This is a genomic window from Mesorhizobium caraganae, assembly GCF_016836705.1.
GTDB lineage: Bacteria > Pseudomonadota > Alphaproteobacteria > Rhizobiales > Rhizobiaceae > Mesorhizobium > Mesorhizobium caraganae.
In genome coordinates, this window is the sequence record NZ_JAFCGY010000007.1 from 1 (window position 1) to 24,130 (window position 24,130).

The following is a 24,130-nucleotide window of genomic DNA, read 5'->3' on the forward strand; positions in this document are numbered from 1 at the left end:
ACGACCGCGTTGTTGTCGTCGAGCGTATAGCTCCATGCACCGCTCGCATCGATCGAGAAGGTGCCATAGGTCTTGGCGACGGCGGCCTGCACGTTAAAGGTCGCCGCATTGTCGACATCGGTCGCATTGAGATCGCCGAAGGCTGAGGCGTCGCCTGGCGTGCCGTTGGCGACACCGCTCTTTTCCGTCACCGAGGTGTCTTCGGCACCATTGACAGTGATCACCGCCGCGTCATTGGCGCCGGTGAACTGGATGGTAGCCGTGGCCCAGCTTAGCGTGCCATTGCCGAGCTGAATGGCGTAGGTCACTTTGTCGGTGAGAACCTGCCCCTGCCCAAGTGCCTGCACCTGGGCGTCGATATCAGCCTTGTTGTAGTGGATCGTACCATCGGCGCTTATCCAGATGCGAGCGCCTAGAAGGCTCGTATTGGCAGTCGCGGGGAGCGCGGCGAGCGCTGCACTATCACTGGAGAACGTGATGTCGCGCGCCAGTAGATCTGCCGGCGCGTATATCTTCGTTGCTGTCGTAAGACTGTCTGCGTTGTCGATGGAATACAGCTGTTTGGCCGTTCCTCCCAGATCGTTCGCCAATACATTCAGGATCAAGACGCCAGTGGCATCTTCCGAAAAGGCAAGAAGATCGTCCTTCGCCTGCGGCGTGTTGGAGAACGACGTCGTGGTGCCGCCGGCACCGGTGACCTGAGTAGCCATTTCAACCCCCCTAGTAGTTAAGAACAGATGCCCAATCATCTGTTTCATTGACAGTACTGTTAGACCGGCTGCTTCCAGCCGAAGAATAGTCGCGCGAGTCCGGGGAGGCATGGTTGTCGCCGTTATCCAGGCACACAGCCGCGCTCGGAACGGCACGCCTCAAGCTGGCCATTCACGGACGGATGTTAACTCGATTCTTGTGCGCTCAACGACACCGGTCGCTGCGCTGCGTCGCCCTACCCCAACTGCATCCTACAACTCGTGGTTGCTGGCCACGGATTTAGGCGCCCCTTATATTAGCATATTATTAACTCTAGCAGGGCGGACGCGTCAACGAGCAGTTTGCAAGACAGTTAATAGTTGAAGGAGCCGCGCCCATGATATCGGCGCTCGGCTCGACCAAAATGGCAGGTTCTTGGGCTGAAGACCTAGTCGCCCACGGTCAGCTTCCGCGCAACGGCAAGCTGATCGCAACGGCCGACATGCGGCACAATATCAAAATCCAGCCCCAAAACTGGATAATGACGTTCCAAGAATGACGGCTCGACCGGCAGAGGCCACAATTAGCTCAACTACCGTGTCACGAGCTCGGCCCGCGTCCACAAATGGCCTTGGTCGATGCCGGACATGCTAAAGTACCGTCAGCGCGGAAACGTTATCCGCGGGCGATTTCTTTATATATTTCAAAATGTTGACTTGAAAAAAGTACCGTCAGGTCCGAAAAATCCGTGACGATACTTCTCTCGGACGTTGAGCCGCGTATGAAAAGTACGGTCAAAAGTACCGTCAAATAAATCTGCTAGTCTTCACGTCCAACGTGGTCCTGGTTTGATGTCAAAAGAATCAGTGACGTAAGTAGCTGATGGCTTCAGCTGACGATGTAGGTCCGATTGTAAATAAAATGAACCGCAAATCGTTGCTTTTTCTGCGAAAAACTACGCCGGAGCACTCCAGACTACGCTAACCCCTACTCCCACTCGATTGTTCAAATAGGATATAACCAATTGAAATCACTGGCAAATATTTTTCAGCGCCGCGTAAATGCCGACATCAAGACCGTCAAAAAGTTACGCTTCTGATTCTAAAGGGAAAATCGCCGCAAAAAATATTTTGAGGTTTCACCAACTATCAGGACCAATCGGGCAATTTCTTTCACTTGGGACGTTGGGCCACGCGCCCAAGCAGTCTCGAAAAGTACCGTCATCGCTCCAACAAGGGCACTTTTTCGTATGTCACGCTAGTCAAGGGTGCGCGGTTTCCCACTTGCTTCCGTCGTCAAATCGCCAGCTGCTCTAACCCTAGATCAGCCCGCGCATCGTCAGTTCAGCCTTCAGATAGGCATAATAGATCGGCGCAGCGACAAGACCCGGCATACCGAACCAGGCCTCCATGAAAACCATCGCCAGAAGAAGCTCCCAGGCACGCGCATTGATCCGCGAACCGATAATCTTGGCGTTTACGAAGTATTCGAGCTTGTGAATGACGATGAGAAAGGCAAGCGAGCCTAGCGCTGCAAGGAAGGAGATGCTGAGGCTGACAACCACGATCACCGTGTTGGAGATCAGATTGCCGATGACCGGCAGAAGGCCGGCGACGAAAGTCAGCGCTATCATGGTCCTGATGAATGGCAGATCGATGCCGAAGGACGGTAGAACAGCGACGAGATAGATCGAAGTCAGAAACGTATTCAACGCCGAAATCCGGATTTGCGAGAACACGATGTTGCGAAAGGCCTTGCTCAGAATGTTGACACGATCCGCCAGCGCGTCCGCCAGTGGGCCGGGCTCGCCCGATGGCGCCGCCGAGCTCACCGCGATCAAGCCGCCGATCACCATGCCGACGATAATGTGGACCACCAGGACGCCGACATCCCGCCCGACGAGTTGAAGCTGGCCAGCATGTTCGCGGAGCCACCGGGCAGCGAAGACTTCCAGTTCCTCGATATTCGACGGAAAATAGTCCATCGCCCAGGTTGGGAGATGGACGCGCGCAGTATCGATGATCTCGGCCATCTTCTTGAGGAGCGTCACGACGTTCTCCGAACCGCCAGTCAATTGCGACACGCCGCTAAAGATAGCGGCGGCTATCAGGAGCGTGAAAATCAATGCCACCAAGGTCAGCGCAAGGCTTTTCGTCAGGCTGCTGGAGACCCCGATTCGATGGAGCATCGGTGCGGCGAAATGAACGAGGTTAAACACGAGAAGGCCCGAAAGCAGTGCCGGAAGCAGGCCGAGTTCGAGCACAGCTACGAGCGCAACAAGCGCGAGCAGGCACGACGCAAGATAGAACCCTGGGAAGGTCAGCACTTTTCACCTGCAGAGGCACCAAGTCCTCTCCGGGTTTCCATTAATTTGATACGCGGTGATGCGCAAGCGAACACGCGCCCCGGATGGTTGTCGTCCATACTTTGATCCGTGCAACACGGTCCATCAGTTCGAATAGGCGTGCGCGCCGTTCCGAACGCTCGTCCCTCCTGTCGCACATGGTCTCGGCGACGGACCGGCTCCAGACCCGATCACGCTCCCGGTTTCTTGAGTACGACAAATCAGTTGCCGTTGAGCATACCTTCGCCACAGGACTCGAAGCCGGCGCTCGTTGCCATCCGCCGCCAGGCGCGTTTGCCCGAGAAAAGCAGCGCGAGTACGCTGACTATCGCGAACATGGTCCATCCGGGCACCCAGACGATGAGGAGAAATCGCCCGCCTGGGTTTAAGACCCGGAATATCTCACGCAGTCCTGTTCCTTTTGCGGGCCGAGCCGATCGATGGGCGCTCACGGCGGCGTCGAAACGGCCTTCCGGGAAAGGTAATGCAGTCAGGTCGCCAAGTTCGATGTCGACGCGCCCGGTCAGCCCGGCGAGCCGCAGGTTCTGTTCGAGCAACGCCCGGCCGCCGCCTTCGATATAGTCCGGATCGAAGCGGTCGAGCGCGACGATCCTTTCTCTTCGAAATGCACGGCCGAGCGCGATCGTGGTTAGCCCGGCGCCGCATCCTGCATCGAGAACCACATCTGTGTCGCCCGACAGAAGGTCGACCATTGGCAGGACCGCATGTTCGTAGCGTCCGACGGCGCGGGCAATGAGGCCTCCGGCGAAGAAGTTCGCCGCAAGCAGCCTCAGCATCATGGCGAGCGGCCAGTAGGCCGGTGTCGCGACCTGAACCGCGACGGCCGCGATCCATGGCCCCAGCGCCCGGGCCGGTGCCCAGCCGAAATCGAAATGCTTGGTGTCCAGCCGGCTTCTGCGCCCATGGAGGTGCCCAGCGAGCCTTTTCCCGGCCATGGCCCGCGGGTTCGTTCTTCGGGGACTTTCGTGCGCCTGCCGGCGCCCGAAACTCTTCACGAAACCGCATTGTCAGCTTTCGGGATGATGAGGGTTGAAAGCTGACCTTTGCATCCAGTGTAGTTCAAACCCTTTGGCCAATGTCGGTCGTGGCAAACCGGTTGGGGCAACGCCTGGGGGACGCTAGAAAAACGTCATCCTATCTTTGGGTGGCATGCATCGGATTCGCACCTGCCTCAAGATATTGCGTGATTCCCCTCAAGGGCATCGGCCTGCCAAACAAATATCCCTGTTGGACGAAACAGCCGCAGCTGGTCAGCCGGAGCGCCTGGCTTTCGGTTTCAATGCCTTCAGCGATGATATGCAGGTCCAGGGCCTGTGCGAGTTGAACGATCGCTTTGACCACCGCTTCGGCCTGCCCGTCGGAGCTGATGTCCCTGGCAAAGGAGCGATCGATCTTGATAACGTCCAACGGCAATCGCCTGATGTATGAAAGGCTTGAATAGCCCGCTCCGAAATCGTCGAGGGCAATTCGGATGCCGAGCGCGCGAAAGTGTGAAAGCCGCTCCTCGGCCTGCTCGAAATCAATGAGCAGCAGGCTTTCCGTGATTTCAAGCTGAAGCGCCGAGGGCGGAAAGCGATGACGAGCCAACGTCGCGGCGATCTGCTCGACCACCGAGGGCGAACGCAAGTGGCGCGTCGATAGATTGATCGACACATAGTCGAGCCGACCTTCGCGGATGAGCGGATACATCTCCTGGCAGCAGCGGTCGATCATCGCCTTGCCGAGTTCGACGATCAACGAACTTTCCTCGGCCAGCGGGATGAACAGCCCGGGAAGAATGAGCCCGCGCTCGGCATGCTGCCATCGTGCAAGCGCCTCCACCCCGACGATCCTGTTGCTCTGGGTGGAGATAATCGGCTGATACCACGGCTCGATCTCTCGCGCCGCCACGGCGCTGCGCAATTCTGCTTCCAAGCCCTGGCGGTGCTCAAGCTCTGCCGCCATCGTTTCGTCAAATTCCGTCCATGTCGAGCGCCCCGCCGACTTGGAGCGGTACAGAGCTATATCGGCGAAGCGCTGCAGCGTTGGCGAATCCGTGGCATTGCCGGGGAAGCTTGCAAAACCGACCGAGCAACTGACGATCAACTGCAGGCGGCCACAATCGATAGGCCTGCTCATGGCCTCCATGACCTTCGCCGCGATCTCGCGGGCACGTTCGCTGTGAATTGGCGTCACGCAGATAACACCGAACTCATCACCACCCAGCCGGCCCGCCACCTCCTGCTCCTTGCAGATTGCCCGCAACCGGTCGGCAACCGCCAGCAGCACCGCGTCTCCTACGGCATGACCGTAATTGTCGTTGATTTCCTTGAACCGGTCGAGATCTACAAACAGAAGTTGTACACAGCCACCTTGAACATGGGCCGCATTGATGGCCGCGTCCAGATCGCGAGCGAAACTGACCCGATTGGCGAGCGTGGTCAGAGGATCGCGCTCCGCAAGGAACAGGGCCTGCTGACGGGAGACCTCCAACTCGTGAGTGCGATCGAGGACGCGCATTTCGAGATCGTTGGCCAGCACAGTCAGGTGGCTGTTGGCGTTGTAGAGCTCAAGCGACTTCGCCTCGAGCAGCCATTCGGCCGCTTCACGTGCTCGCCGTTCGCGTTGGAGACGCCGTTCGAGACGCGCAACGCGGTCCTCGAAATGGCCGGCTTCCGAGAGCATTTAAGCTATCGCACCTGTCTTCTGGATCGAAAAACGAACGAATTTCTCGCCGCCGTTTTCGTGGGAGCTTCGCTCTATTCGCACAGTCTCACCGTAGATCTGAGCCGCGCCAAGAATGAGGCCGGAGGCAAGCGCCTCGAAGGGACGGCTGCTGCGATAATCAAGGTTCATTGCCCCATGACCGACGCGCTCGGCCCGAAATTCGGGCAGCTCGGCATCGGGGTAGAGCTTGCGCACCTCCACATGGATGTGCCTATCGATGCTTTCGAGGAAATCAAAGAGGGTGGCTGCCGTCCTGAAGAAGTCGGGAAACGAAGCCTTGAAACGCCCGATCAAATGCTGGCCGAATAAACCCAGCAAATCGTCTGGGGGCGTGTGGCTTTGCACGGCCAATGTGGTGACGAGAGTTTGCATCTCCTTGTGGTCATAAGTACCCACCGCGGTGTAGGCGCCACCGCTCGACAGATCGGAAGCCTCTATGAGGTCATCCACCGCATCAGCCCCATAGGTCTGTTCCACGAAGCCCAGCAGCTCGGTGAATACCATACCCTTCATGTTGCCCTCACTCGCCTATTGGACCGGCCCCAGTTCTGAGCCTAAACCGCAGCATAGAATGTATAGTTAAGGGTATAATTAAGAATGAAAAAAACATCGGTCACATAAGTTGCCTCTCCATGCGCTGGGCCGCCGCCTGTCTCAAGGCGGCGGTCGCTTACTACGAAAAGCCTCGGTATCACCGTCGCCCGGGTCATGACCGACAACGGATCTTGCTACAGATCGGAAGCTTTCGCCAAGGCCTGCCGCGATCTCGGCCTCAAGCACGTCCGCACCAAACCATACACGCCCAAGACCAACGGCAAGGCCGAGCGCTTCATTCAGACCGCGCTCAGGGAATGGGCCTACGCCATTCGCCTATCCGACATCCCGATGCCGCGCCCAAGACTTGCCCAATTGGCTGCATCGGTACAATTGGCACTGGCCACATGCCAGCCTAAAGTCCAAAACGCCTATCAGTCGCCTCGCTCTAACCGAGGACAACCTGTTGAGGCTCCACACCTAGAGGAGCGGCCGGACCTCCGCGACGGCGTGGATATTGGATCGCTGGCGACCCTCACTCCCACTCGATTGTTCAAACACCCTATAACTAATTGAATTACATTTAAATGCCGACACCAAGACCGTCAAAAAAATTATGGTTTTGATGTTAAAGGAAAAAATCGTCGCAACAATTTTTTTGCGGCTTCATCAACTATCGATACCAATCGAGCATGTTTTGACCTTCAGGCGTTTGACGAAGCGCCTGTTCAGATTCAGAGAAGCTGACTTCATGATTTTGACAGGGGGCAATGTTGTGAGGCGGTACTCAACCTCTCCTCGTCCAGTTACCCCAGAGCGCATCGAGCGAGCGCTCGACCGCGTTGCAGAGATCATAGTCGCGCGTGGCAAGCAAGGCGAGGCATTGCTTCCTCTTTATGATCACTTGGAGCGTGCTTTGCAGGATCTCCACAACAGAGATGAACGGCTCGCCGAAGTGCGCGAGCGTGTCAAACAATTTCAGAGCTGAGCGAAGGCACGATCTTCGTAAGCTTCTTTCCATATCTGCGGGCTGATCGCGCTTCGACCGGCGCGCCAATCATGGCCCGTCTCCAACCCGACATACTGGCGGGCGTCGATCAATTTGTTGCCGAGCATGACGTTTCGCGTCCCGAAGCCGTCCGATTGATCATTCGTGACTGGCTGACCAGACACCCAGTGCTGAAGGCCGAGTGAAACCGCACAAAGTTCGCTGGCGCTATCGGACGAAGGAGCGTGGTTCACCTGCTGGCCCCCTTCAGGCGGGTTTCAAGGAGGCCTACCAAGCAGCGGTCGACGGCCGGAAAGTCCCCAAGTGCTCCGGTCGTCCAATTCTTGCGGCGCGCCCATGCTTCGCGCGCATCATGCCCACTCGTTCTGACGTTAGCGTTGGTGCGCAATCTACGTCTCGCCTACCCATATGGCAAAATTGCAATGCTTTGGCAGCGCCCCGCTAAGGACGGTGTCTCGATGCAACAAGCTCTGCCTTGCGCCGTGCCGTCTCCAGCCCAAGACCGATGAAGGCGCGCGCGTGCTTGGCGAGTGCCAGATTGTCTGTCCACAGATTGCGCCAGATGGCGGTCTTCTTCGACAGGTTCTCATCGACGATTTCCGACGAGAAGGATTCGAAGCTGAGGTCGTCGTTGTAGCCGATAGCTGTCAGCGCATCGAAGATCGCGGCGAAGTCGATATTGCCGGTGCCAAGGAAGCCGCGATGGCTCTCGCCGATATGGACATAGCCGATCTTGCTTGCGGCATGGCGGATAGCCAGCCCCACATCGGCTTCCTCGATGTTCATGTGGAAAGTATCGAGATGCAGGAAGATATTGTCCGACCCGGTGTCTTCGATGAAGGCCAGCCCTTGCGCGGCGGTGTTGAGCAAATTGCTTTCGAAGCGGTTGACAATCTCGAGATTGAGCGTGACGCCGGCCGCCTTCGCCGTCTCCGCGACCTTGGCCAGCGTGCCGGCGCTGCGCTGCCACTGATCACGCGTGGGCGCAAGCGTCTGCAGTCCGTGGCTGGTGCTGAGAATGCCGCCAATCTTCTGGCCGCCCAGATCGCGCGTCAGCGCGATGGTGTCCTTGAGGATCTCGACGCCACGCGCGGCAATCGCTTTGTCGGCGCTCGAAATGTCGCCATCACCAGGCAATCCGATGCTGATCGCGACGCCGAGGCCGAGATCGGCGATGCGTCTGGCCAGCCCTCTGATGTCGACATCGGCCGGGTCGAGATAAGAAAATTCGATGAGGTCGAAGCCGGCCTCTTTGGTGTTGGCCAGCGTGCGTTCGAGGTTGGCCTGTGCCGAGCTCGCCGACCAAACGAAAGAATGGATTCCAATACGCGACATCATCGTCTCCGGCTTCTGCGCATCGGATCCAGACGCGGAGCCGATGCCTGACAAGACGTGCGGCCGGTGACCCCGGCCGCACGCTTCTGAAGGACGTTTAGCGGGCCGCGGTCCAACCCTTGTAGTCCTTCAGGTTTTCGGCCGTGATCAGCTTCGGGTCGAGGAGCACGGTGGCCTCGGCCGGCTTCTTGCCTGCAAGCAGATCAGCCGCCATTGTCAGCGACTGCCCGGCCATCACATAGGGATCCTGCGAAGCCGAGGCTTTGATCATCGACGTGCCGGAAGCGAGTTCCTTTTCGATATCCGGCGCGCCGTCGACCGCGGTGAAGATGAACTCCGAGCGGTTGAGCTGCTTGGCCGCAAGCTGGGCGCCGATTGCCGTCGGATCGTTGATGGCGAACACCGCGTCGATCTTGTCGAAGCGGGTTAGCAGCGACTGGAAGACCTTCAGGCCGCCGTCGCGTGAGCCTTCGGCATTCTGGTCGTCGGAGAGGATCTTGATGTCGGGGTGTTTTGCAAGGACGTCCTTGCAGCCCTTGACCCGCTCCAGGATCGACGATGATGCCGGGCCGTTGAGGATGACGTAGTCGCCCTTGCCGCCGGTTTGGTCGACCAGGTACTGGCAGGCCTCTTCGCCGGCCTTGACGTTGTTGGTCATCACGGTGACGTCAGCGCCCGGCGCCGAAACGTCGAATGCGGCGACGATGACGCCGGCCGCCTGCGCCTTCTTCACCGCCGGCGCGATCGCCTTGGCATCGACGGCGTTGAGCATGATGACGTCGACGCCGGCGGCGATGAAGGAATCGACCTGCGAGACCTGCTTGTTGAGGTCGTAGTCGGCCGATACCGACGTCACCTGGACGTTCGGGTTGATCTTCTTGGCTGCGTCCTCGATGCCCTTAATCGTGGCGACGAAGAACGGGTTGCCGAGCAGGCCGACCGAGATGCCAACCTTGTTCAGGTCCTTGGCCGATGCCGGCGCGGTCACGACGGCCGCAAGGGCGACGCCGCAGAGCAGTTTAGCGATGGTCTTCATTGCTTTCCTCCAATTGCCCCGCGCCTCTCACGGTGCGTTACACATGAAACCGGCTCCCTTGCCGGCGACTAAGGGCCATCACGTTCTTGCTCCTGCCTGGAGCCTGTAGCGGTCGAGGGCGACTGCCACGATGATGACCAATCCCTTGATGATGTACTGCCAGATGTCCGAGACACCGGCCAAGATGAGCCCGTTGGAGAGCACCGCGATGATCAGGCCGCCGATCAGCGTGCCCCAGATCGAGCCGACGCCGCCGACGAAGCTGGTACCGCCGAGAATGACCGCGGCGATGGCATCCAACTCGTAGGACTGTCCGAGCTGCAGCCCGTTGGCGGCGTAGAGCCGGGCCGCCGACATGGCGCCGCCAAGACCGGCCAGAAGGCCGGAAGCGCCATAGACGAAGAGCAGCACCAGCGGCACCTTGATGCCGGTCAGCCGTGCCGCCTCGGCGTTGCCGCCGACGGCGTAGATCCAGGTGCCGAGCACGGTGCGCTTGAGCACAAGCCAGGACAGAACGACGACCGCCAGCGCGATAATGACCAGCCAGGGAACGCCGAACAGCGAACCGTTGCCGATGAAGTCGAACGGCAGGTCCGAGTTGAACACCGTGGTATCCTGGCCGAGCAGGCGGGCAACGCCGCGCACGGCCGTCAGCGACCCCAGCGTGACGATGAAGGGCGGCAGCCTGATATAGGCGATCAGCAACCCGTTGATGACGCCGAAGCCGAGGCCGACAAGGATGGCCGCCGGCACGCCCAGCAGTCCCCAATCGGGCACCAGCGACACCATCACCGCCACCATCGCCGAGGCGGCAAGGATCGAGCCGACGGAGAGATCGATGCCGCCGGTCAGGATGACGAAGGTCATGCCGGCCGCCAGCACGATGTTGATCGACGATTGCTGCATGACGATCAGCAAATTGGTCTGGGTGAAGAAGCGCGGGTTCATCAACTGGAAGCCGACCGCCAGCAGGATCAGGATCGGCAGCATGCCGAGTGCGGCGAAGGTGGTGCGCCACCTTCTGCTCCTGCCGACCGCCCGGTCGTCCGCTTTTGTCGTGTCGGCCACCTTGTCGGTCATCGCTGAGCCGCTCCCGTTGCAAGTTCCATGATCGCTTCCTGGCGCAACGGCCCGCCCTCCGACGCCGTCACCTCGCCGGCGATGGCGCCGTCGCGCATCACCAGCACGCGGTCGGCGATGCCGATCACCTCCGGCAATTCGCTGGAGATCATCAGGATGGCGATGCTTTTCTTGGCGAGATTGTCGATCAACCGGTAGATTTCCGACTTCGCACCGACATCGACGCCGCGGGTCGGCTCGTCGAGGATGACGACCTGCGGCTCTGTTTCCAGCAGCCGGGCGAGCAGCACCTTCTGCTGGTTGCCGCCCGACAGCGAGCCGGCATTGGCCTGCACCGAGCGGGTGCGGATGGAGAGGTCGGAGACCGCCTTGGCGGCGCGCCTTTCGGCGGCATTGAAATCTCGCAAACCACCGGCCTTCGCATCCATGGCCAGCACGCCCATGCTGATGTTGTCGGAGATCGACATGTCGAGGAACAGGCCAAGCTGCTTGCGGTCCTCGGTGAGGTAGGCGATGCCGGCGTCGAGCGCCTCGCGCGGCGAATCAATGGATATCGGCTTGCCGCCGAGCTCAAGCGTTCCAGATGTGCGCCGGTCGGCACCGAAGATCAGCCGTGCCAGTTCGGTGCGGCCAGAGCCGACCAAGCCGGCCAGTGCCAGCACCTCGCCTTTGTGAAGGTCGAAAGAACAATTCTTTACGAGATTGCCGTCCGACATGCCGCGCACCGACAGCGCGACGGCGCGCTTCTCGTCCGGCGGGCGGTGATCCTTCTTGTAGAAGGTCGACAGATCGCGCCCGACCATCATCGATACCAGGCGCGAGGCGTTCAGATCGGAGCGGTCGAGCGTGCCGACATAGCCGCTGTCGCGCAGCACGCTGACGCGGTCGGCGAGCTGGTAGACCTCTTCCATGCGGTGGCTGATGTAGATGATGGCGATGCCTTGCGACTTCAGCGTCGCGATCACCTCGAACAGCCGGTCGGTCTCACGCGAGGTGAGCGACGTGGTCGGCTCGTCCATGACGATGATGCGCGCATTGGTCGACAGCGCCCGGGCGATTTCCACCAGCTGGCGTTCGCCTAGCGATAGGCTTGCGACCGGGGTGCGGACCGAGAAGGTCACGCCGAGCCGCGCGATGATCTCGCCGGCGCGCCGATTGCACTGCTCGCGGTCGACGATGCCGAACCGTCGCGGCTCGTTGCCGAGAAAAATGTTCTGCGCTACCGACAGATTGGGCGCCAGCGACAGCTCCTGGTAGATGACGGCTATGCCCTGGGCGCGTGCCTTGATCGGGTCGCCGGTGGCGGCCGGCACGCCGTCGATCAGGATCTCGCCGCCGGGATCGGGCCTATAGGCGCCGGAAAGCACCTTCATCAGGGTCGACTTGCCGGCACCGTTCTCACCCATCAATGCATGCAGTTCGCCGGCATGGACAATCAGCGATACATCCTGCAAGGCGCGGATCGGGCCGAACGTCTTGGAGATGTGGCGCATTTCCAGCACCGGCTGGCGGGCCGTATCGATCCGGGCGGCGGCGCTCATCGTGCGCCTCCAGAGGCTGCTCCGGCTGCACGCCGGTCAGCGGCGAGGCCGCGCCAGTCGTTGCGGTAGCCGGCAAGGCCGCCGAAGCTTGCGGGGCGCACCGCCTCCGGCGCCTCGGTGGCAAACGCGCGTCCGGTGCTTTCGAAGGCAAGTGCGGCGGCACCGGTGGCGCTGCCCTCGAGCGTTGCTCCCTGCAGGAAAGCCTGCCCCGGTCGCAATTGCGCCAGCAGCGAGGCAAGCATCCCGCCAGTGTTCAGGCCGCCATCGACGATCACGGTGTTGTCGGAATGGATCAGCTCGAGGCACCGATCGACCATCAGCGCGACATAGAGCAGCGCCACGGCTGCGCGTTCCTCGGCACTGGATGTACGCCCGACCAGTTCGCCGCGGCGGTGAGGCATCGGCCCGCCCGGCGCGAAGCTCGGCAGCGCCATGATGCCGGCATCGATCACCCGCTGCACTGCCGCCGGAGCAATCGGGCCATGCCAGCCGGGGCTGATCGTGGCGAATTCGCGGCCGCCCATGAAGCGGATGGTCGGCACCGGGCCGCCGTCGACATCGACATTGACCAGCATGTCGCGCTCGCCGTCGAGCGCGTCGATCGGGCAGTCCGGATTGAGCACGATGACCCAGGTGCCGGTTGAGACCACGGTCACCGGCCCAAGCTGCTGGCCGCGATAGGCATGGAGCGCGGCATTCGAGTCATGGACGCCGTTGTGGATGGCGACCGGCTTCGGGGCCTGGCCGAAGCGCTGCTCGCCGATCACCGCGCCGGCGCGCTCGAAGCCGGGCATCTGGCCGCGCCAGCCTTCGGCGTCGACCAGCGAGGAGAAATCGCGATTGCGCGGCGCCCATAGATGCGAGTGGCAGCCGAGATAGGACACTTCCGATACCGGCCGGCCGCCAAACCGCCAGCTCCAGTATTGCGGATAGCCGAGGATCGATTTCGCGGCAGTGAATGCACCGGGTTGCACCGCCTGTAGCCACAGCATGTGGCGACCGTAGTTGAAGCCGAGTGGCAACCGTGGCGAGAAGGTCTCGGCGAAATCTGGAACGCGGCGATCGATTTGCGCGGCAATATCAGCCGGCGGCTCCTGCTCGTAATCGAGTATCGGATGCGTAAGATCCGCCTCATCGACGAGGGCAAAGGTGCAGCCATGGCCCGATACCATCAGCCCATCGATATTGTGGATACCGACCGCGTCATCGATGGCGCCAACCGCCCAATTGTGAAGTGCTGCCTCGTCGAGCACGCTGAAGCCGCCTTTGCGGATCCAGCTCGGCTGGGTGCGGCGCTCGTCGAGGATGCGCCCGTCCGGGGCGAAAACGAACAGCTTCGAATTGGTCTTACCGAAATCGAGGACGGCTATGTTCACTGACCGCCTCCCGAAGAAGAGGCGATCCGCACCATGACGCCGGCGTCTTCGAGCATGCGCGCATCGGTATCGGACAGGCCGTCATCGGTGACCAGCGTGCCGATGCGCGATAGCGGCAGCGCCACGTTGCGCGCGTGGATCGACAGTTTGCGGCTGTCGGCCAGCACCACGATCTGGTCGGCGCAGAGGCTGAGCTCGACGATCGAGCGGACCAGCAGCGGGTGCGATTCCAGCAAGCCGTCCTGGCCGATGCCTTGCGCGCCGATAAAGAATTTCGAGGCGTAGAACGGCACCGCCTGGGTCAGCGAATGGATGATGCCCGGCTCGCGGTAAAGGTCGCCGCCGGCGACGGTCAGACTGCAATGGCCGTGGTCGCTGAGATAGGCCGCCAGCGGCATCGAGTTGGTGTAGAGCCGGATGTTGCGATCGGCGAGCTTGACGCCGAGATGAAAGCAGGTCGAACCGCCATGCACGATGACGGCGTCGCCGTCACGCACCATAGTCGCTGCGAGCGCGGCGATCTGCCGCTTGGCCTCGACCGCAAGGTCGCGGTTCTCGTCATAGGGCCTAGCATAGGCGACACCCGCGTGCGAAGAACCATCGAGCGCCGAGATGCCGCCATAGACCTTCCTTGCTTCGCCGGCCTCGTCGATCTTGTCGATGTCGCGCCGCACCGTCGCCGCCGACACGCCAAGCCGCTCCTGCAGCTCCCGCACCGATGCGAAGGGGCGATCCCGCAGCAACTCGACGATCTGACGCTGGCGGCCGGAGTCGCTCAATCGTTTTTCCTCCCGGAAGCCGTTTTGCCACGGCCTTTGATGTAACTTACTCAAATGCTCTCTGATTGCAAGAACGTTTGATGATATTAGATCACTGTTGACGTAAGTCGCTCGCGTCTGCGATACAAACATCAACATTCGCCCCGCGACGGTGTATCCGAAGCTGCGAGGCTGGCGGAGCTGATAGAGGAAATGGGCCATGGCGACCTATGCGGATGCGCAGGAAATGGCTGCTTTGCGATCGCTTTCAGCCAGCATCGGGCGCAGCCCAAATCTGACCCAGGCCGCCGGCGGCAACACCTCGCTGAAAGCCGGCGACACGCTGTGGATCAAGGCTTCCGGCACCTGGCTCAAGGATGCGCTCTCCGAAGACATCATGGTACCGGTGGCGATGACGCCACTGCTCAGGGCTGTCGAACAGCATGACAGCGCCGCCGACCAGCCGCAGATCTTCGCCATCGAGACGCTCAACGTCCGCCGCCTGCGCCCTTCGATTGAAACCACCGTTCACGCGCTGATGCCGCAGCGCGTCGTCCTGCATGTCCATTGCGTCGAAACCATTTCGCTGGCGGTACAGGCCGATTGCGAGGTGGAAGCCGCCAAACGCCTCAATGGTCTCAAATGGGCGTATGTTCCTTATTTCCGGCCGGGCCTGCCGCTTGCGCAGGGTATTGCCGCGCGGCTTCAGCCGGGGGTCGACGTGCTAATCCTTGCCAATCACGGGCTGGTGGTCGCGGCCGATACCGTCGCCGAGGTCGAAGTGCTGCTGCGCCGCGTCACGCTGCTTCTGGCGCGGCCGGCACGCCAGGTGGTGGAACCGGATGTTGCGGCATTGACGGCACTGGCTGGGAACACCGGTTACAGGTTGCCGGCGGAAATCGAGGCGCATGCGGTCGCCATCGATCCCGAAAGCCGCCGCATGGCGTCCGGGGGCAGCCTCTATCCCGATCATGTCATCTTTCTGGGCCGGGGATCGGCGCTGGCGAAGCCCGGTGAGGATGTGCCGCGCGTCACAGAGCGGTGCGGTGCCAAGCCCGCGGCGATCCTGTTTCCCGGGCTGGGCGTGCTGATGCGCGGCGACGCCAGTGCCGGCGCCGACGCCATGCAACGCTGCCTTGCCGACGTGACGGCACGGATCGACATTGCGGCGCGGCTGAACTACCTCACCGCCGCCGAGAATGATGAGCTAATCAACTGGGACGCCGAGAAGTATCGTCAGAAACTCAATGCCGCCAGCCGCTGACACGCCGCTTGCCATAGGCATCGACATCGGCACGTCCGGTGCGCGGGCCGTCGCCATGCGTCCGGATTTTTCCATTGCCGCCCGGTCCGCCGTTCCGCTCGAGTCGTTTGGCCAGAATGCCCGCGACCCAGCAGTGTGGTGGTCCGCGGTCGGCGCAGCGCTGGCGGAGTTGCTTTCGCGCATCGATCGAACAGCGGTCCGATCGATCGCTGTTGACGGCACTTCAGGCACGTTGCTGCCGATCGACGGCGCCGGGCGGCCGCTGGCCGGGCCGCTGATGTACCACGATAGGGTCGCCGACAACGCCATTCTGGCCGCTATCGCTCGCGAAGCCCCAGCGACCAGTGCCGCACTTGGGGCGACGTCCGGTCTCGCCAAGGCGCTCTGGTTCCAGCGCACGCCCGGCGTTGCCGCGGTGCTGCATCAGGCGGACTGGATCGCTGGACAATTCTCCGGTCGCCTCGATGTCAGCGACGAGAACAATGCCTTGAAAACGGGTTACGATGCCGCGGCCCGCTCCTGGCCGGACTGGATTGCGGCGACCGGAATGCGCATGGAGTTGCTGCCCGGTGTCGCCAGGCCGGGCGATGTCGTCGGCAAGCTCACCGCGGATGCCGCGGATATGTTCGGCTTACCGCGCGAGATGGCCGTCGTCGCCGGCACGACTGATGGCTGTGCCTCGTTCCTGGCGACAGGTGCCGCGGCCATCGGTGACGGCGTCACCGCGCTGGGGTCGTCGTTGACGGTCAAGATCCTGTCCGATCGGCCTATCTCGGCGCCACGCTTCGGCATCTACAGCCATCGGCTTGGAGATGTCTGGCTGGCCGGCGGCGCATCGAACTCCGGCGGCAAGGTGCTGAAACAGCATTTCCCTCTGGCGCGCATCATCGAGCTAAGCACGGCGATCGACCCGATGACCGAAACCGGCCTCGACTATTATCCTCTTGCGGCTGCAGGCGAACGCTTTCCGATCGCCGATCCGGAACTGCCGCCGCGGCTTGTGCCGCGACCGGTGGAGGACGCCGACTTTCTGAAAGCGATATTGGAGGGTATCGCGGCGATCGAGGCGCTCGGCTATGACAGGCTCGCAGAGCTCGGCGCGCCGCGGCTGAGGTCGGTCAGAAGCGTCGGTGGCGGTGCGGCAAATGCCACCTGGACTGCGATCCGGCAGCGTAGACTGGGCGTTGATTTTCTGCCGCCGCTTTCGGACGAAGCCGCTGCCGGCACGGCGCGGTTGGCGCTAATGGGCGCAAGCATGGCGGGGCTTCTATGAGCGCCAAACCAGTCGAACACCTCAACGGCATCAGGCCGCTGGCCGAGCGCTATGACGTTTTCCTGCTCGATCAGTTCGGCGTGCTGCATGATGGCACCAGCCCCTATCCAGGCGCGGTGGAAGCACTGTCGGCCCTGAAGCGCGCCGGCAAGACCATTGTGCTGATCTCGAACTCGGGCAAGCGGGCAGGGCCTAATGAGAGCCGGCTGCTAAACCTCGGCTTCGAACCAGGAAGCTGGGACCATTTTGTCTCTTCCGGCGAGGTAGCATGGGAGCTCTTTCACGACATGGCGGCATCCGGAAGGCTGCTGCCAAACACGAAATGCCTGCTGATAAGCCGCGACGATGACCGCTCGGCGATCGAAGGTCTGCCCTTTGCATTGACCGAGGACGGTGACGATGCCGGGCTGGTGCTGATTTCGGCCAGCGAGGGCGACCGCTACGATCTTGACCACTACCGCAGGCTTCTTGCACCGGCTGCAGCGCGGCAGGTGGCATGCTTCTGCACCAACCCGGACAAGATCATGCTGACGACGGTGGGGCCGCGCTTCGGTGCCGGCCAGCTGGCGGATCTCTACGAGAACCTCGGTGGTAGCGTCACGCGTATCGGCAAGCCTTACCCCGCGATATTCCACACCGCGCTAGCGCTGGTAGGCAATCCGCACCGCAGCACCGTGGTCTGCGTCGGCGACAGCGTCGAACACGACATCGCCGGCGGACTTGCTGCCGGCGTGTCCACGGTGCTGGTTCAGTCTGGAATATTGGCGGACACCGCTGACCTGATCGACTTGTTCGACACGATGGACGCCTACCCGGATTACACCATGGATCGCTTCAGGTATTGCTGATTTGATTGGCCTGGCACGCTCGCGTCTGAATCCGGCCGAGCAGTTTTTCCTAGCGGCGGATCATTTGCCGAGCGCTATGGCGTTGTGCCGATGTTTCGAAATCGAAAAGCTTCCGCGTAACGAGAGCCGCATCGGACCAAACGGCACATCGCCAAACGGTACTACTTCGCCGCCGCTGACAATCGGCGGATCGCCCATACCTGTCTCGGTTTCAGCGCTCGTTTGGCCCCGACCTTCCTTCCTGCATTCCAAGCGTGTCGATCATGCGCCGCAGGATCGCACTTGAAAGCCCGCCCTCCGCCTAAAGCCCGCGCCTAACCCCAAGCCCCCCGGCCAGGCAGCGGGCTTACTTTTTCTCCAGATCAGCGACGAGTGCTTCCAGCGCCTTAACGTCACTGTCATAGGAGGCGGCGTGAGCAGGGTATCGCTCGCGTTGGTGGCGGTAAAAGTCGAGCCACTTTGGAAGATCGGCAATCGGGAAGGTCCCGCGCCATTTGTCTTTCACGATTGTGAAAGTGCCAGTCCCCGAATCGTAAGTCGCAGTCGTTTGCATGCCCGGTTGTAGACGCGCCCGCGATTTGCGTCATGTGAACGCGTGCAGCTAGACGCGACATCCAACCTGAGGAACGATCTCCAAGAACCCTCGGTGGCGTCCATCACTGGCTGTCAACTTCCGACTGGAGTGCGAGGATCCATCTGACAAGGCGGCCAGCGGCTGAGTTTTCACGACAACTGCCGGGAGGATCGCTAGAAGCGGAAATAGTTCGTTCAAGGTCCGATTAGGCACTAGGTTGATGTAAACATGCCAGGGATCATTTGACGGACGCCGATGCCGATCTTTTCTGTCAAGCACACCACTGTCTATCGCTATAACCAGCCTGTGAAGTTTGGCGAGCACAGGCTCATGTTCAGGCCGCGCGACAGTTTCGATCAACGACTCCTGGATCACGCCTTATCCGTAAGACCCGAGCCGAGGGAGGTTCGATGGATCCATGACGTTTTCGGAAACTGCGTAGCCGTGATCGATTTCCACGGCTCGGCCAATGAACTTCATTTTGCGACAGACATCGGCTCGATCACACACCTCAGCATGCGCCCGATTTCCGTATCGATGAGGCCGCGTTGAACTATCCATTCTCCTACGACCCCGACGAGGTAGCCGACCTCGCGCAAACAATGGAGCGCCATCACGCCGATGATGGTGACGAGATCGGCAAATGGGCACGACAGTTTGTCAGGGCCGGAGGGCACACCGAGACCGGAAAACTGTTGATGACCCTCTGCTACGCCATCCACGAGAGCTTCGTCTATTCCCGTCGGTTCGAAACTGGAACGCAACCACCGCTCATGACCTTGCATCTGCGCAAGGGCACATGCCGGGACTTTGCGCTTTTCATGATGGAAGCCGTTCGCTCTCTTGGCTTTGCTGCTCGTTTCGTGACCGGTTATGTGTATGTGCCGAGCCGCGACAGTGATGCTGTCCGCGGCGGAGGCTCAACGCATGCCTGGTGCCAAGTCTACTTGCCCGGGGCCGGTTGGATCGAGTTTGATCCAACCAACGGCATTGTCGGCAACCGGGATTTGATCAGGGTGGCTGTGGCTCGCCATCCCCGACAAGCCGCCCCACTTTCTGGAAGCTACTACGGAAGCGCGTCAAGTTTTCTGGGCATGAGCGTGGAGGTGAAGGTGGCGAAGGAAACCACGCCAACAAAAAATTAGCGCTGTCCGATGTTCTCAGGAACTGTTTGGCAAACACGGAGTTTGCCCAGTTCCTGGATTAGAACATTGGAGCATCGATGCGGATCCGCGCAGGTTTCAGCCTTACCTACGAATGCTCGCAGCCGACACCGATGCTGCTGGTCCTTGAGATCCATCCCTCACGCCGCGTCGATCTGCTCACGGAACAGGTCATAGGTTTTGATCGCCCGATCGAGGCCCGCGGCTACATTGATGCTTTCGGCAACGCATGCACGAGAATAGAAGCGCCAGCAGGGCTGACCACGATATCGACGAGCTTCGAGATATACGACACCGGCAAGTCCGACGTTGTCCTGCCGAACGCCGTTCAACACGATATTAAGGAACTCCCGGACGAGGTGCTTAGGTTTCTGCTTGGAAGCCGCTATTGCGATACCGATCGGCTTGGCGACCTCGCTTGGGCGAACTTTGGCAACACCACGCCTGGATGGACCCGGGTTCAGGCGATCTGCAATTTCGTGCACGATCACATCGCTTTCGATTACCAAGCCGCCAATCCGCTGCGGACCGCCTATGGCGCCTTCGAAGATCGAGCCGGCGTCTGTCGCGACTTTGCGCACCTGGCCATCTCGCTATGCCGCTGCATGAATATACCGGCGCGCTATTGCACCGGCTATCTCGGCGACATCGGCGTGCCTCCAGTGCCGGATCCCATGGATTTCAGCGCGTGGTTCGAAGCATATCTTAGCGGTCACTGGTTCACATTTGATGCTCGGCATAACCGCCCTCGAATCGGTAGGATCCTGATGGCGACGGGTTGCGACGCGACTGATGTTGCCCTCTCAACCAGTTTCGGGTCATCGAGACTTGCCGGCTTCGAAGTTGTCACGCAAGAAATCCCGTCGGAGCACTTGTTGGCGACCCTATGACGCGCAAGGCCATGTCGTGAAGTGGACCTGACGCTGGATAGCGCTAGCCGAACAATGGAGACATTAGAGGCCGCATATCATAATCGGGCAGTTATGCCGTCACGCCCCCTGGCCATTATCGAGCGATGCTCTTCAAGATTGCGCCAATGTGCCAGCGCAACTGTCTTGGTAAGCGTCCTTCCTGAACGCCCAGCGAAGTAGGTTGCTCAGCGTGAAAAAGCTGGCATGATTTGGGCGGCCCGAGAGCATCAAATCATAGCGACGCTGAGTGCCGCGTTCCAAACCGTCTCCGCCTCGGTTCGAGCCATTGGACTGGATGCGGTAACCCAAATCGGGTCGATTGCCGCACCAATCAGGAAGGATCAGTTATGGAGTGAGCGACTATCACTTGGTCAGCCCGCGCGCGATCAGCCGCGCCAGACGCTGCGAAAACGCACTGGCGTCCGCTGGTTTGTCGCCGTCGAGCACGCGGGCCTCGTCGTAGAGAAGGTGGGCTGCATCGTCCTTAAAGGCCTGCTCGTCTTCGCCAAGGCTGGCGAGCGCCAGCACGCGCTCATGCCGTGGATTAATTTCCAGGATGGGCTTGGCCGCCCTGTCGAGGCGACCGGCGGCGTTCATCAGCCGCTCGAACTGGCGGTCCGGACCGTGCTCGGGCGCGACAAGGCAGACCGCGCTTTCGGTCAGGCGGTCGGAGGCCTTGACGTCCGAGACGGCGTCGCCGAGAGCCGACTTCACGAACGCCAAGAAGGCATCGACCTCCGGCGTTGCCGCCGTGTTCAGCTTTTTCCCGTCGTCGAGCAGCGGAATGTCCGATAGCTCCGCCACGCCTTGCGTCACCGACTTGAAGGGCCTGCCCTCGAAGTCCGGCGCCATCGTCACCCAGAAGCTGTCGACAGGATCGGTGAGCAGCAGCACCTCGATGCCGCGCGCCTTGAACCCTTCGAGCTGAGGCGAGGCTTCGAGCCGGGCGCGGTCGTCGCCGGCCATGAAGAATATCGCTTTCTGGCCTTCCTTCATCGCGGCGACATAGTCGGCGAGGCTGCGCCAGCCTTCGCTCGAAGCGGTCGAGCGGAAGCGGGCGAGTTTCAGCAATTGCTCGCGCCGCTCATAGTCCTCATAGAGTCCTTCCTTGAGGACAATGCCGAAATTCTCCCAGATCTTGGAATAGGCCTCAGCTTCGTTTTCCGACAGCTTGCCAAGATCGCCAATCACGCGATTTGTCAGGCCCTTGCGGATCGAGGCTAGCAGCGGGCTTTCCTGGATCATCTCGCGCGAGACGTTGAGCGGCAGGTCGGCGGAATCGACCAGACCGCGGACGAAGCGCAGGTAGCGTGGCAGAAGGTCGGCATCATCAGTGATGAAGACGCGGCGCACATAGAGCTTCAGACGGCCCTTACGGTCCTGGTCGAACAGGTCGAAGGGACGCGAACCGGGCACGAAGGCTAGCACGCTGTATTCCTGCCTTCCTTCGGCGCGGAAATGAATGGTGGCGGCCGGCTCGTCATACTGGCCCGCAACACTGCGGTAGAAGTCGGTGTATTCCTCGGGCTTGATCTCGCTCTTCGGCCTAACCCAGAGTGCCGTGCCGTCGGCAATGTCGCGCGCGTCGGCGCCGGGTTTCTCGATGAGCGTTATCGGCACCGGCACATGGCCCGACTGCGACTTGGCCAGCTGCTCAAGCCGGTAGGATCCGGTATAGGAGATGGCGTCGTCCATGAGGTGTAGAACGACGCGAGTGCCGCGCATGGGGGCTGCTTCAAGCGGGGCCGGCGCGATCTCGTAAGAGCCTTTGCCGTCGGACGACCAGCGCCAGGCCTCGTCACTTCCCGCTAGGCGACTGGTGACATCGACGCGTTCGGCCACCATGAAGGCGGAATAAAAGCCGACGCCGAATTGGCCGATGAACTGCGTATCGTCGGCCGTGCCGCCTACGCCGACGCGTTCGACGAAGGCGCGCGTGCCCGAGCGCGCGATCGTGCCCAATGCTTCGGCCATATCGTCACGGCTCATGCCTATCCCGTTGTCTTCGACGGTGATCTGCTTGTTATCGGCATCGGCGGAAACGGTGATCCGCAACTTCGGGTCGTCAGCTAGCAATTCGGGCCAACTGACCGCTTCGAAGCGCAGCTTTTCGCAGGCGTCGGCGGCGTTGGAAATCAGTTCGCGCAGGAAGACGTCCTTATCCGAATAGACAGAGTGCACCATCATGTGCAGCAGCCTCGAAACATCCGCCTCGAACGCTCTGGTTTCTTTCACCTTCGTGTCTATCGTCATCTCACGTTTCCTGTTGTTTGCAGCTTGGTCTCCGCACGAGGTCGTGTCGGATGTCAATCGTTCAGACGGTGTTGCTTGTCCTGGACGCGCCGCCAGCCAAACCCGCGGGCGCCGACGAACCATGGCGGCGGACGAAGGCAATCAGGGTTGCGCGGACGGTTCCGGCGCGCTCTCGCCTGCGACGCCGGCTTTGCGGCTGCAGGCCGGCTAATCCTGAAGCAGGGCATACGCTCCCACCACGCTCTCGATCTAGTCGGAAACCCATTCCGACTAGCAGGTTACCGGCGTGTCAAACCGCCTGTTAGTCATCGCTTGCGCTTACTCTCGACGGTGCAGGATTTGGAGCGGACCGAGCAGCAGAAAGCGCGGCCTTTCACAACCGGCCAGTGATCATGTCTCCACCTCCAAAACAATTTGTTTTCATCACATAGCAATGGATCGTCGAAAGTGTTCCCGGTCCGCCACCAAATGCCTCGGAGGCCGCCGATACCCGCTGCGCGGAGAGACACATCAGTGTTGACGCCACCGTGACCTAGTTTTCCCTTTTTTCAGTTTCAAGAGGCCGGCCATAAAAATGACACCCCCCGAATGAGAGCGCCAACAGACTGTTATCATGCAGCTATTTTGTTAGAGCACGGGACTTTCCGCTTGATTTCCATCCGATCCGAAAAATTCGATCATTCCCTTTCTTGCCCCCGAAACATACGATCCAGTGAGCAAGGTCGCTTGAAAGCGCAAGGACACTTGTAAGGTCTCCATCGGATGGCGAAGAAACTAAAAGTCTATCAAACCTCGATTGGCTTCTTTGACCTTGCCGTCGCAGCACCATCGATGAAAGCTGCCGCAGAGGCCTGGGGTGCCGATCCCGACATCTTTAAACGCGGATTCGCGAAACCGACAGAAGACCCCAAAGTGGTGGAAGCAACCATGGCCGCGCCAGGCGTGGTGTTGCGGCGGCCGGTCGGATCGCATGGGAAATTCACTGAAAAGGCTGTGCTTCCGAAAGCACCGGAGGGGGTCCAGCGGGCTCCGCAGGGTCGTGGGCAGCGCGCGGACACCAGCAAGCACGTCGACATGAAATCCGACGAGAAAGCGAAACGGAACGCGGCGGCCGCTCTCGAAAGGGAAAGAAAACGTGAGGCCCTGGATCGCGCAAAGGCGGAGGCCAGGAGCGAGCGTGCGAAGAAGCAACGCGAGCGGATGATCGCCAAGGCTAATGCCGCGTTCGCGCGCGCTCGTAGCCGCCATGAGAGCACGACGAACTCCATCAGACGGCGACGAGAGGAGCTGGACAAAGAGGAAGCCAACGAGAGCCAAAGATGGGAGCGCGAACAGCAGGCGCACAGTGACACGCTGAAGGAGGCAGGAGAGTAGGCAGGCGGTTCCCGTTGCTCCTGGCTCCTGCGAGCCGGCT

General features: G+C 60.8%; 20 protein-coding genes and 2 pseudogenes. 9 read left to right on the forward strand and 13 right to left on the reverse strand.

The window, feature by feature from the left end:
• Positions 1-710: VCBS domain-containing protein (locus JQK88_RS15535; protein ID WP_203278778.1), on the reverse strand; the 710-nt coding region annotated here is incomplete at its 3' end.
• A 377-nt stretch (positions 711-1,087) separates the two neighbouring features.
• Here JQK88_RS15535 and JQK88_RS15540 point away from each other — a divergent pair.
• Positions 1,088-1,249 carry a hypothetical protein gene (locus JQK88_RS15540; RefSeq protein ID WP_203278779.1) on the forward strand — a complete coding sequence of 54 codons (162 nt, stop codon included), beginning with the start codon at positions 1,088-1,090 and terminating at the stop codon, positions 1,247-1,249.
• A 759-nt stretch (positions 1,250-2,008) separates the two neighbouring features.
• On the opposite strand, the gene JQK88_RS15545 is transcribed toward JQK88_RS15540, so the two are convergent.
• From JQK88_RS15545 to JQK88_RS15560, 4 genes are all read right to left on the reverse strand, one after another.
• Positions 2,009-3,016: an AI-2E family transporter gene (locus tag JQK88_RS15545; RefSeq protein WP_192254631.1), complete on the reverse strand. Its 1,008-nt coding sequence runs from the start codon at positions 3,014-3,016 to the stop codon at positions 2,009-2,011.
• Between the two features lie 239 nt (positions 3,017-3,255).
• Positions 3,256-3,990, reverse strand: a complete 735-nt coding sequence (locus tag JQK88_RS15550; RefSeq protein ID WP_203278780.1) for a class I SAM-dependent methyltransferase — start codon at positions 3,988-3,990, stop codon at positions 3,256-3,258.
• Between the two features lie 199 nt (positions 3,991-4,189).
• Positions 4,190-5,719 carry a putative bifunctional diguanylate cyclase/phosphodiesterase gene (locus JQK88_RS15555; protein WP_192254635.1) on the reverse strand — a complete coding sequence of 510 codons (1,530 nt, stop codon included), beginning with the start codon at positions 5,717-5,719 and terminating at the stop codon, positions 4,190-4,192.
• Complete coding sequence (locus JQK88_RS15560) at positions 5,720-6,274, reverse strand: heme NO-binding domain-containing protein (RefSeq protein ID WP_192254637.1); 555 nt, start codon at positions 6,272-6,274, stop codon at positions 5,720-5,722.
• Positions 6,275-6,402: 128 nt separating this feature from the next.
• Here JQK88_RS15560 and JQK88_RS15565 point away from each other — a divergent pair.
• Together JQK88_RS15565 and JQK88_RS15570 are read left to right on the forward strand one after the other, a co-directional pair.
• Positions 6,403-6,779, forward strand: a pseudogene (locus tag JQK88_RS15565) (integrase core domain-containing protein); the annotation flags it as partial.
• Between the two features lie 132 nt (positions 6,780-6,911).
• A complete protein-coding gene (locus tag JQK88_RS15570) occupies positions 6,912-7,283 on the forward strand; it encodes a hypothetical protein (protein ID WP_203278781.1) in 372 nt (123 codons plus the stop codon).
• Here the strand turns inward: JQK88_RS15570 and JQK88_RS36100 are convergent.
• The 7 genes from JQK88_RS36100 to JQK88_RS15605 form a co-directional block, all read right to left on the reverse strand.
• Positions 7,274-7,537 carry a hypothetical protein gene (locus JQK88_RS36100; protein WP_246501671.1) on the reverse strand — a complete coding sequence of 88 codons (264 nt, stop codon included), beginning with the start codon at positions 7,535-7,537 and terminating at the stop codon, positions 7,274-7,276. The genes JQK88_RS15570 and JQK88_RS36100 overlap by 10 nt on opposite strands.
• Before the next feature lie 208 nt (positions 7,538-7,745).
• Entirely contained in the window at positions 7,746-8,639 is an 894-nt protein-coding gene (locus JQK88_RS15580) for a sugar phosphate isomerase/epimerase family protein (protein ID WP_192254643.1), read from the reverse strand.
• Positions 8,640-8,736: 97 nt separating this feature from the next.
• Entirely contained in the window at positions 8,737-9,675 is a 939-nt protein-coding gene (locus tag JQK88_RS15585; protein ID WP_192254645.1) for an ABC transporter substrate-binding protein, read from the reverse strand.
• Positions 9,676-9,753: 78 nt separating this feature from the next.
• Entirely contained in the window at positions 9,754-10,755 is a 1,002-nt protein-coding gene (locus tag JQK88_RS15590) for an ABC transporter permease subunit (protein WP_192254647.1), read from the reverse strand.
• The gene (locus JQK88_RS15595) at positions 10,752-12,296 is read right to left on the reverse strand and encodes a sugar ABC transporter ATP-binding protein (RefSeq protein ID WP_192254649.1); all 1,545 of its coding nucleotides are present in this window, start codon (positions 12,294-12,296) and stop codon (positions 10,752-10,754) included. The genes JQK88_RS15590 and JQK88_RS15595 overlap by 4 nt, the downstream gene beginning before the upstream one ends.
• A complete protein-coding gene (locus JQK88_RS15600; RefSeq protein ID WP_192254651.1) occupies positions 12,293-13,672 on the reverse strand; it encodes an FGGY-family carbohydrate kinase in 1,380 nt (459 codons plus the stop codon). The genes JQK88_RS15595 and JQK88_RS15600 overlap by 4 nt, the downstream gene beginning before the upstream one ends.
• Positions 13,669-14,451 carry a DeoR/GlpR family DNA-binding transcription regulator gene (locus JQK88_RS15605; RefSeq protein ID WP_203278782.1) on the reverse strand — a complete coding sequence of 261 codons (783 nt, stop codon included), beginning with the start codon at positions 14,449-14,451 and terminating at the stop codon, positions 13,669-13,671. Before JQK88_RS15605 ends, JQK88_RS15600 begins: the two co-directional genes overlap by 4 nt.
• Positions 14,452-14,650: 199 nt before the next feature.
• On the opposite strand from JQK88_RS15605, the gene JQK88_RS15610 reads away from it, so the two are divergent.
• The 5 genes and pseudogenes from JQK88_RS15610 (at position 14,651) to JQK88_RS15630 (ending at position 20,442) form a co-directional block, all read left to right on the forward strand.
• On the forward strand, positions 14,651-15,694 hold the full coding sequence (locus tag JQK88_RS15610) for a class II aldolase/adducin family protein (protein ID WP_203278783.1): 1,044 nt from the start codon (positions 14,651-14,653) through the stop codon (positions 15,692-15,694).
• Positions 15,678-16,967 (forward strand): FGGY-family carbohydrate kinase, encoded by a 1,290-nt coding sequence (locus JQK88_RS15615; RefSeq protein ID WP_203278784.1) that lies wholly within the window; start codon positions 15,678-15,680, stop codon positions 16,965-16,967. Before JQK88_RS15610 ends, JQK88_RS15615 begins: the two co-directional genes overlap by 17 nt.
• On the forward strand, positions 16,964-17,815 hold the full coding sequence (locus JQK88_RS15620) for a TIGR01459 family HAD-type hydrolase (protein ID WP_203278785.1): 852 nt from the start codon (positions 16,964-16,966) through the stop codon (positions 17,813-17,815). Before JQK88_RS15615 ends, JQK88_RS15620 begins: the two co-directional genes overlap by 4 nt.
• A gap of 829 nt (positions 17,816-18,644) precedes the next feature.
• Positions 18,645-19,534: pseudogene (locus JQK88_RS15625) on the forward strand (transglutaminase family protein).
• Positions 19,535-19,611: 77 nt separating this feature from the next.
• Entirely contained in the window at positions 19,612-20,442 is an 831-nt protein-coding gene (locus JQK88_RS15630) for a transglutaminase-like domain-containing protein (protein WP_192254663.1), read from the forward strand.
• A 384-nt stretch (positions 20,443-20,826) separates the two neighbouring features.
• On the opposite strand, the gene htpG is transcribed toward JQK88_RS15630, so the two are convergent.
• Positions 20,827-22,716 carry a molecular chaperone HtpG gene (htpG, locus tag JQK88_RS15635; protein WP_203278786.1) on the reverse strand — a complete coding sequence of 630 codons (1,890 nt, stop codon included), beginning with the start codon at positions 22,714-22,716 and terminating at the stop codon, positions 20,827-20,829.
• 762 nt (positions 22,717-23,478) lie between these two features.
• On the opposite strand from htpG, the gene JQK88_RS15640 reads away from it, so the two are divergent.
• A complete protein-coding gene (locus JQK88_RS15640; RefSeq protein WP_203278787.1) occupies positions 23,479-24,090 on the forward strand; it encodes a cell envelope biogenesis protein TolA in 612 nt (203 codons plus the stop codon).
• The last annotated feature ends 40 nt before the right edge of the window (positions 24,091-24,130 follow it).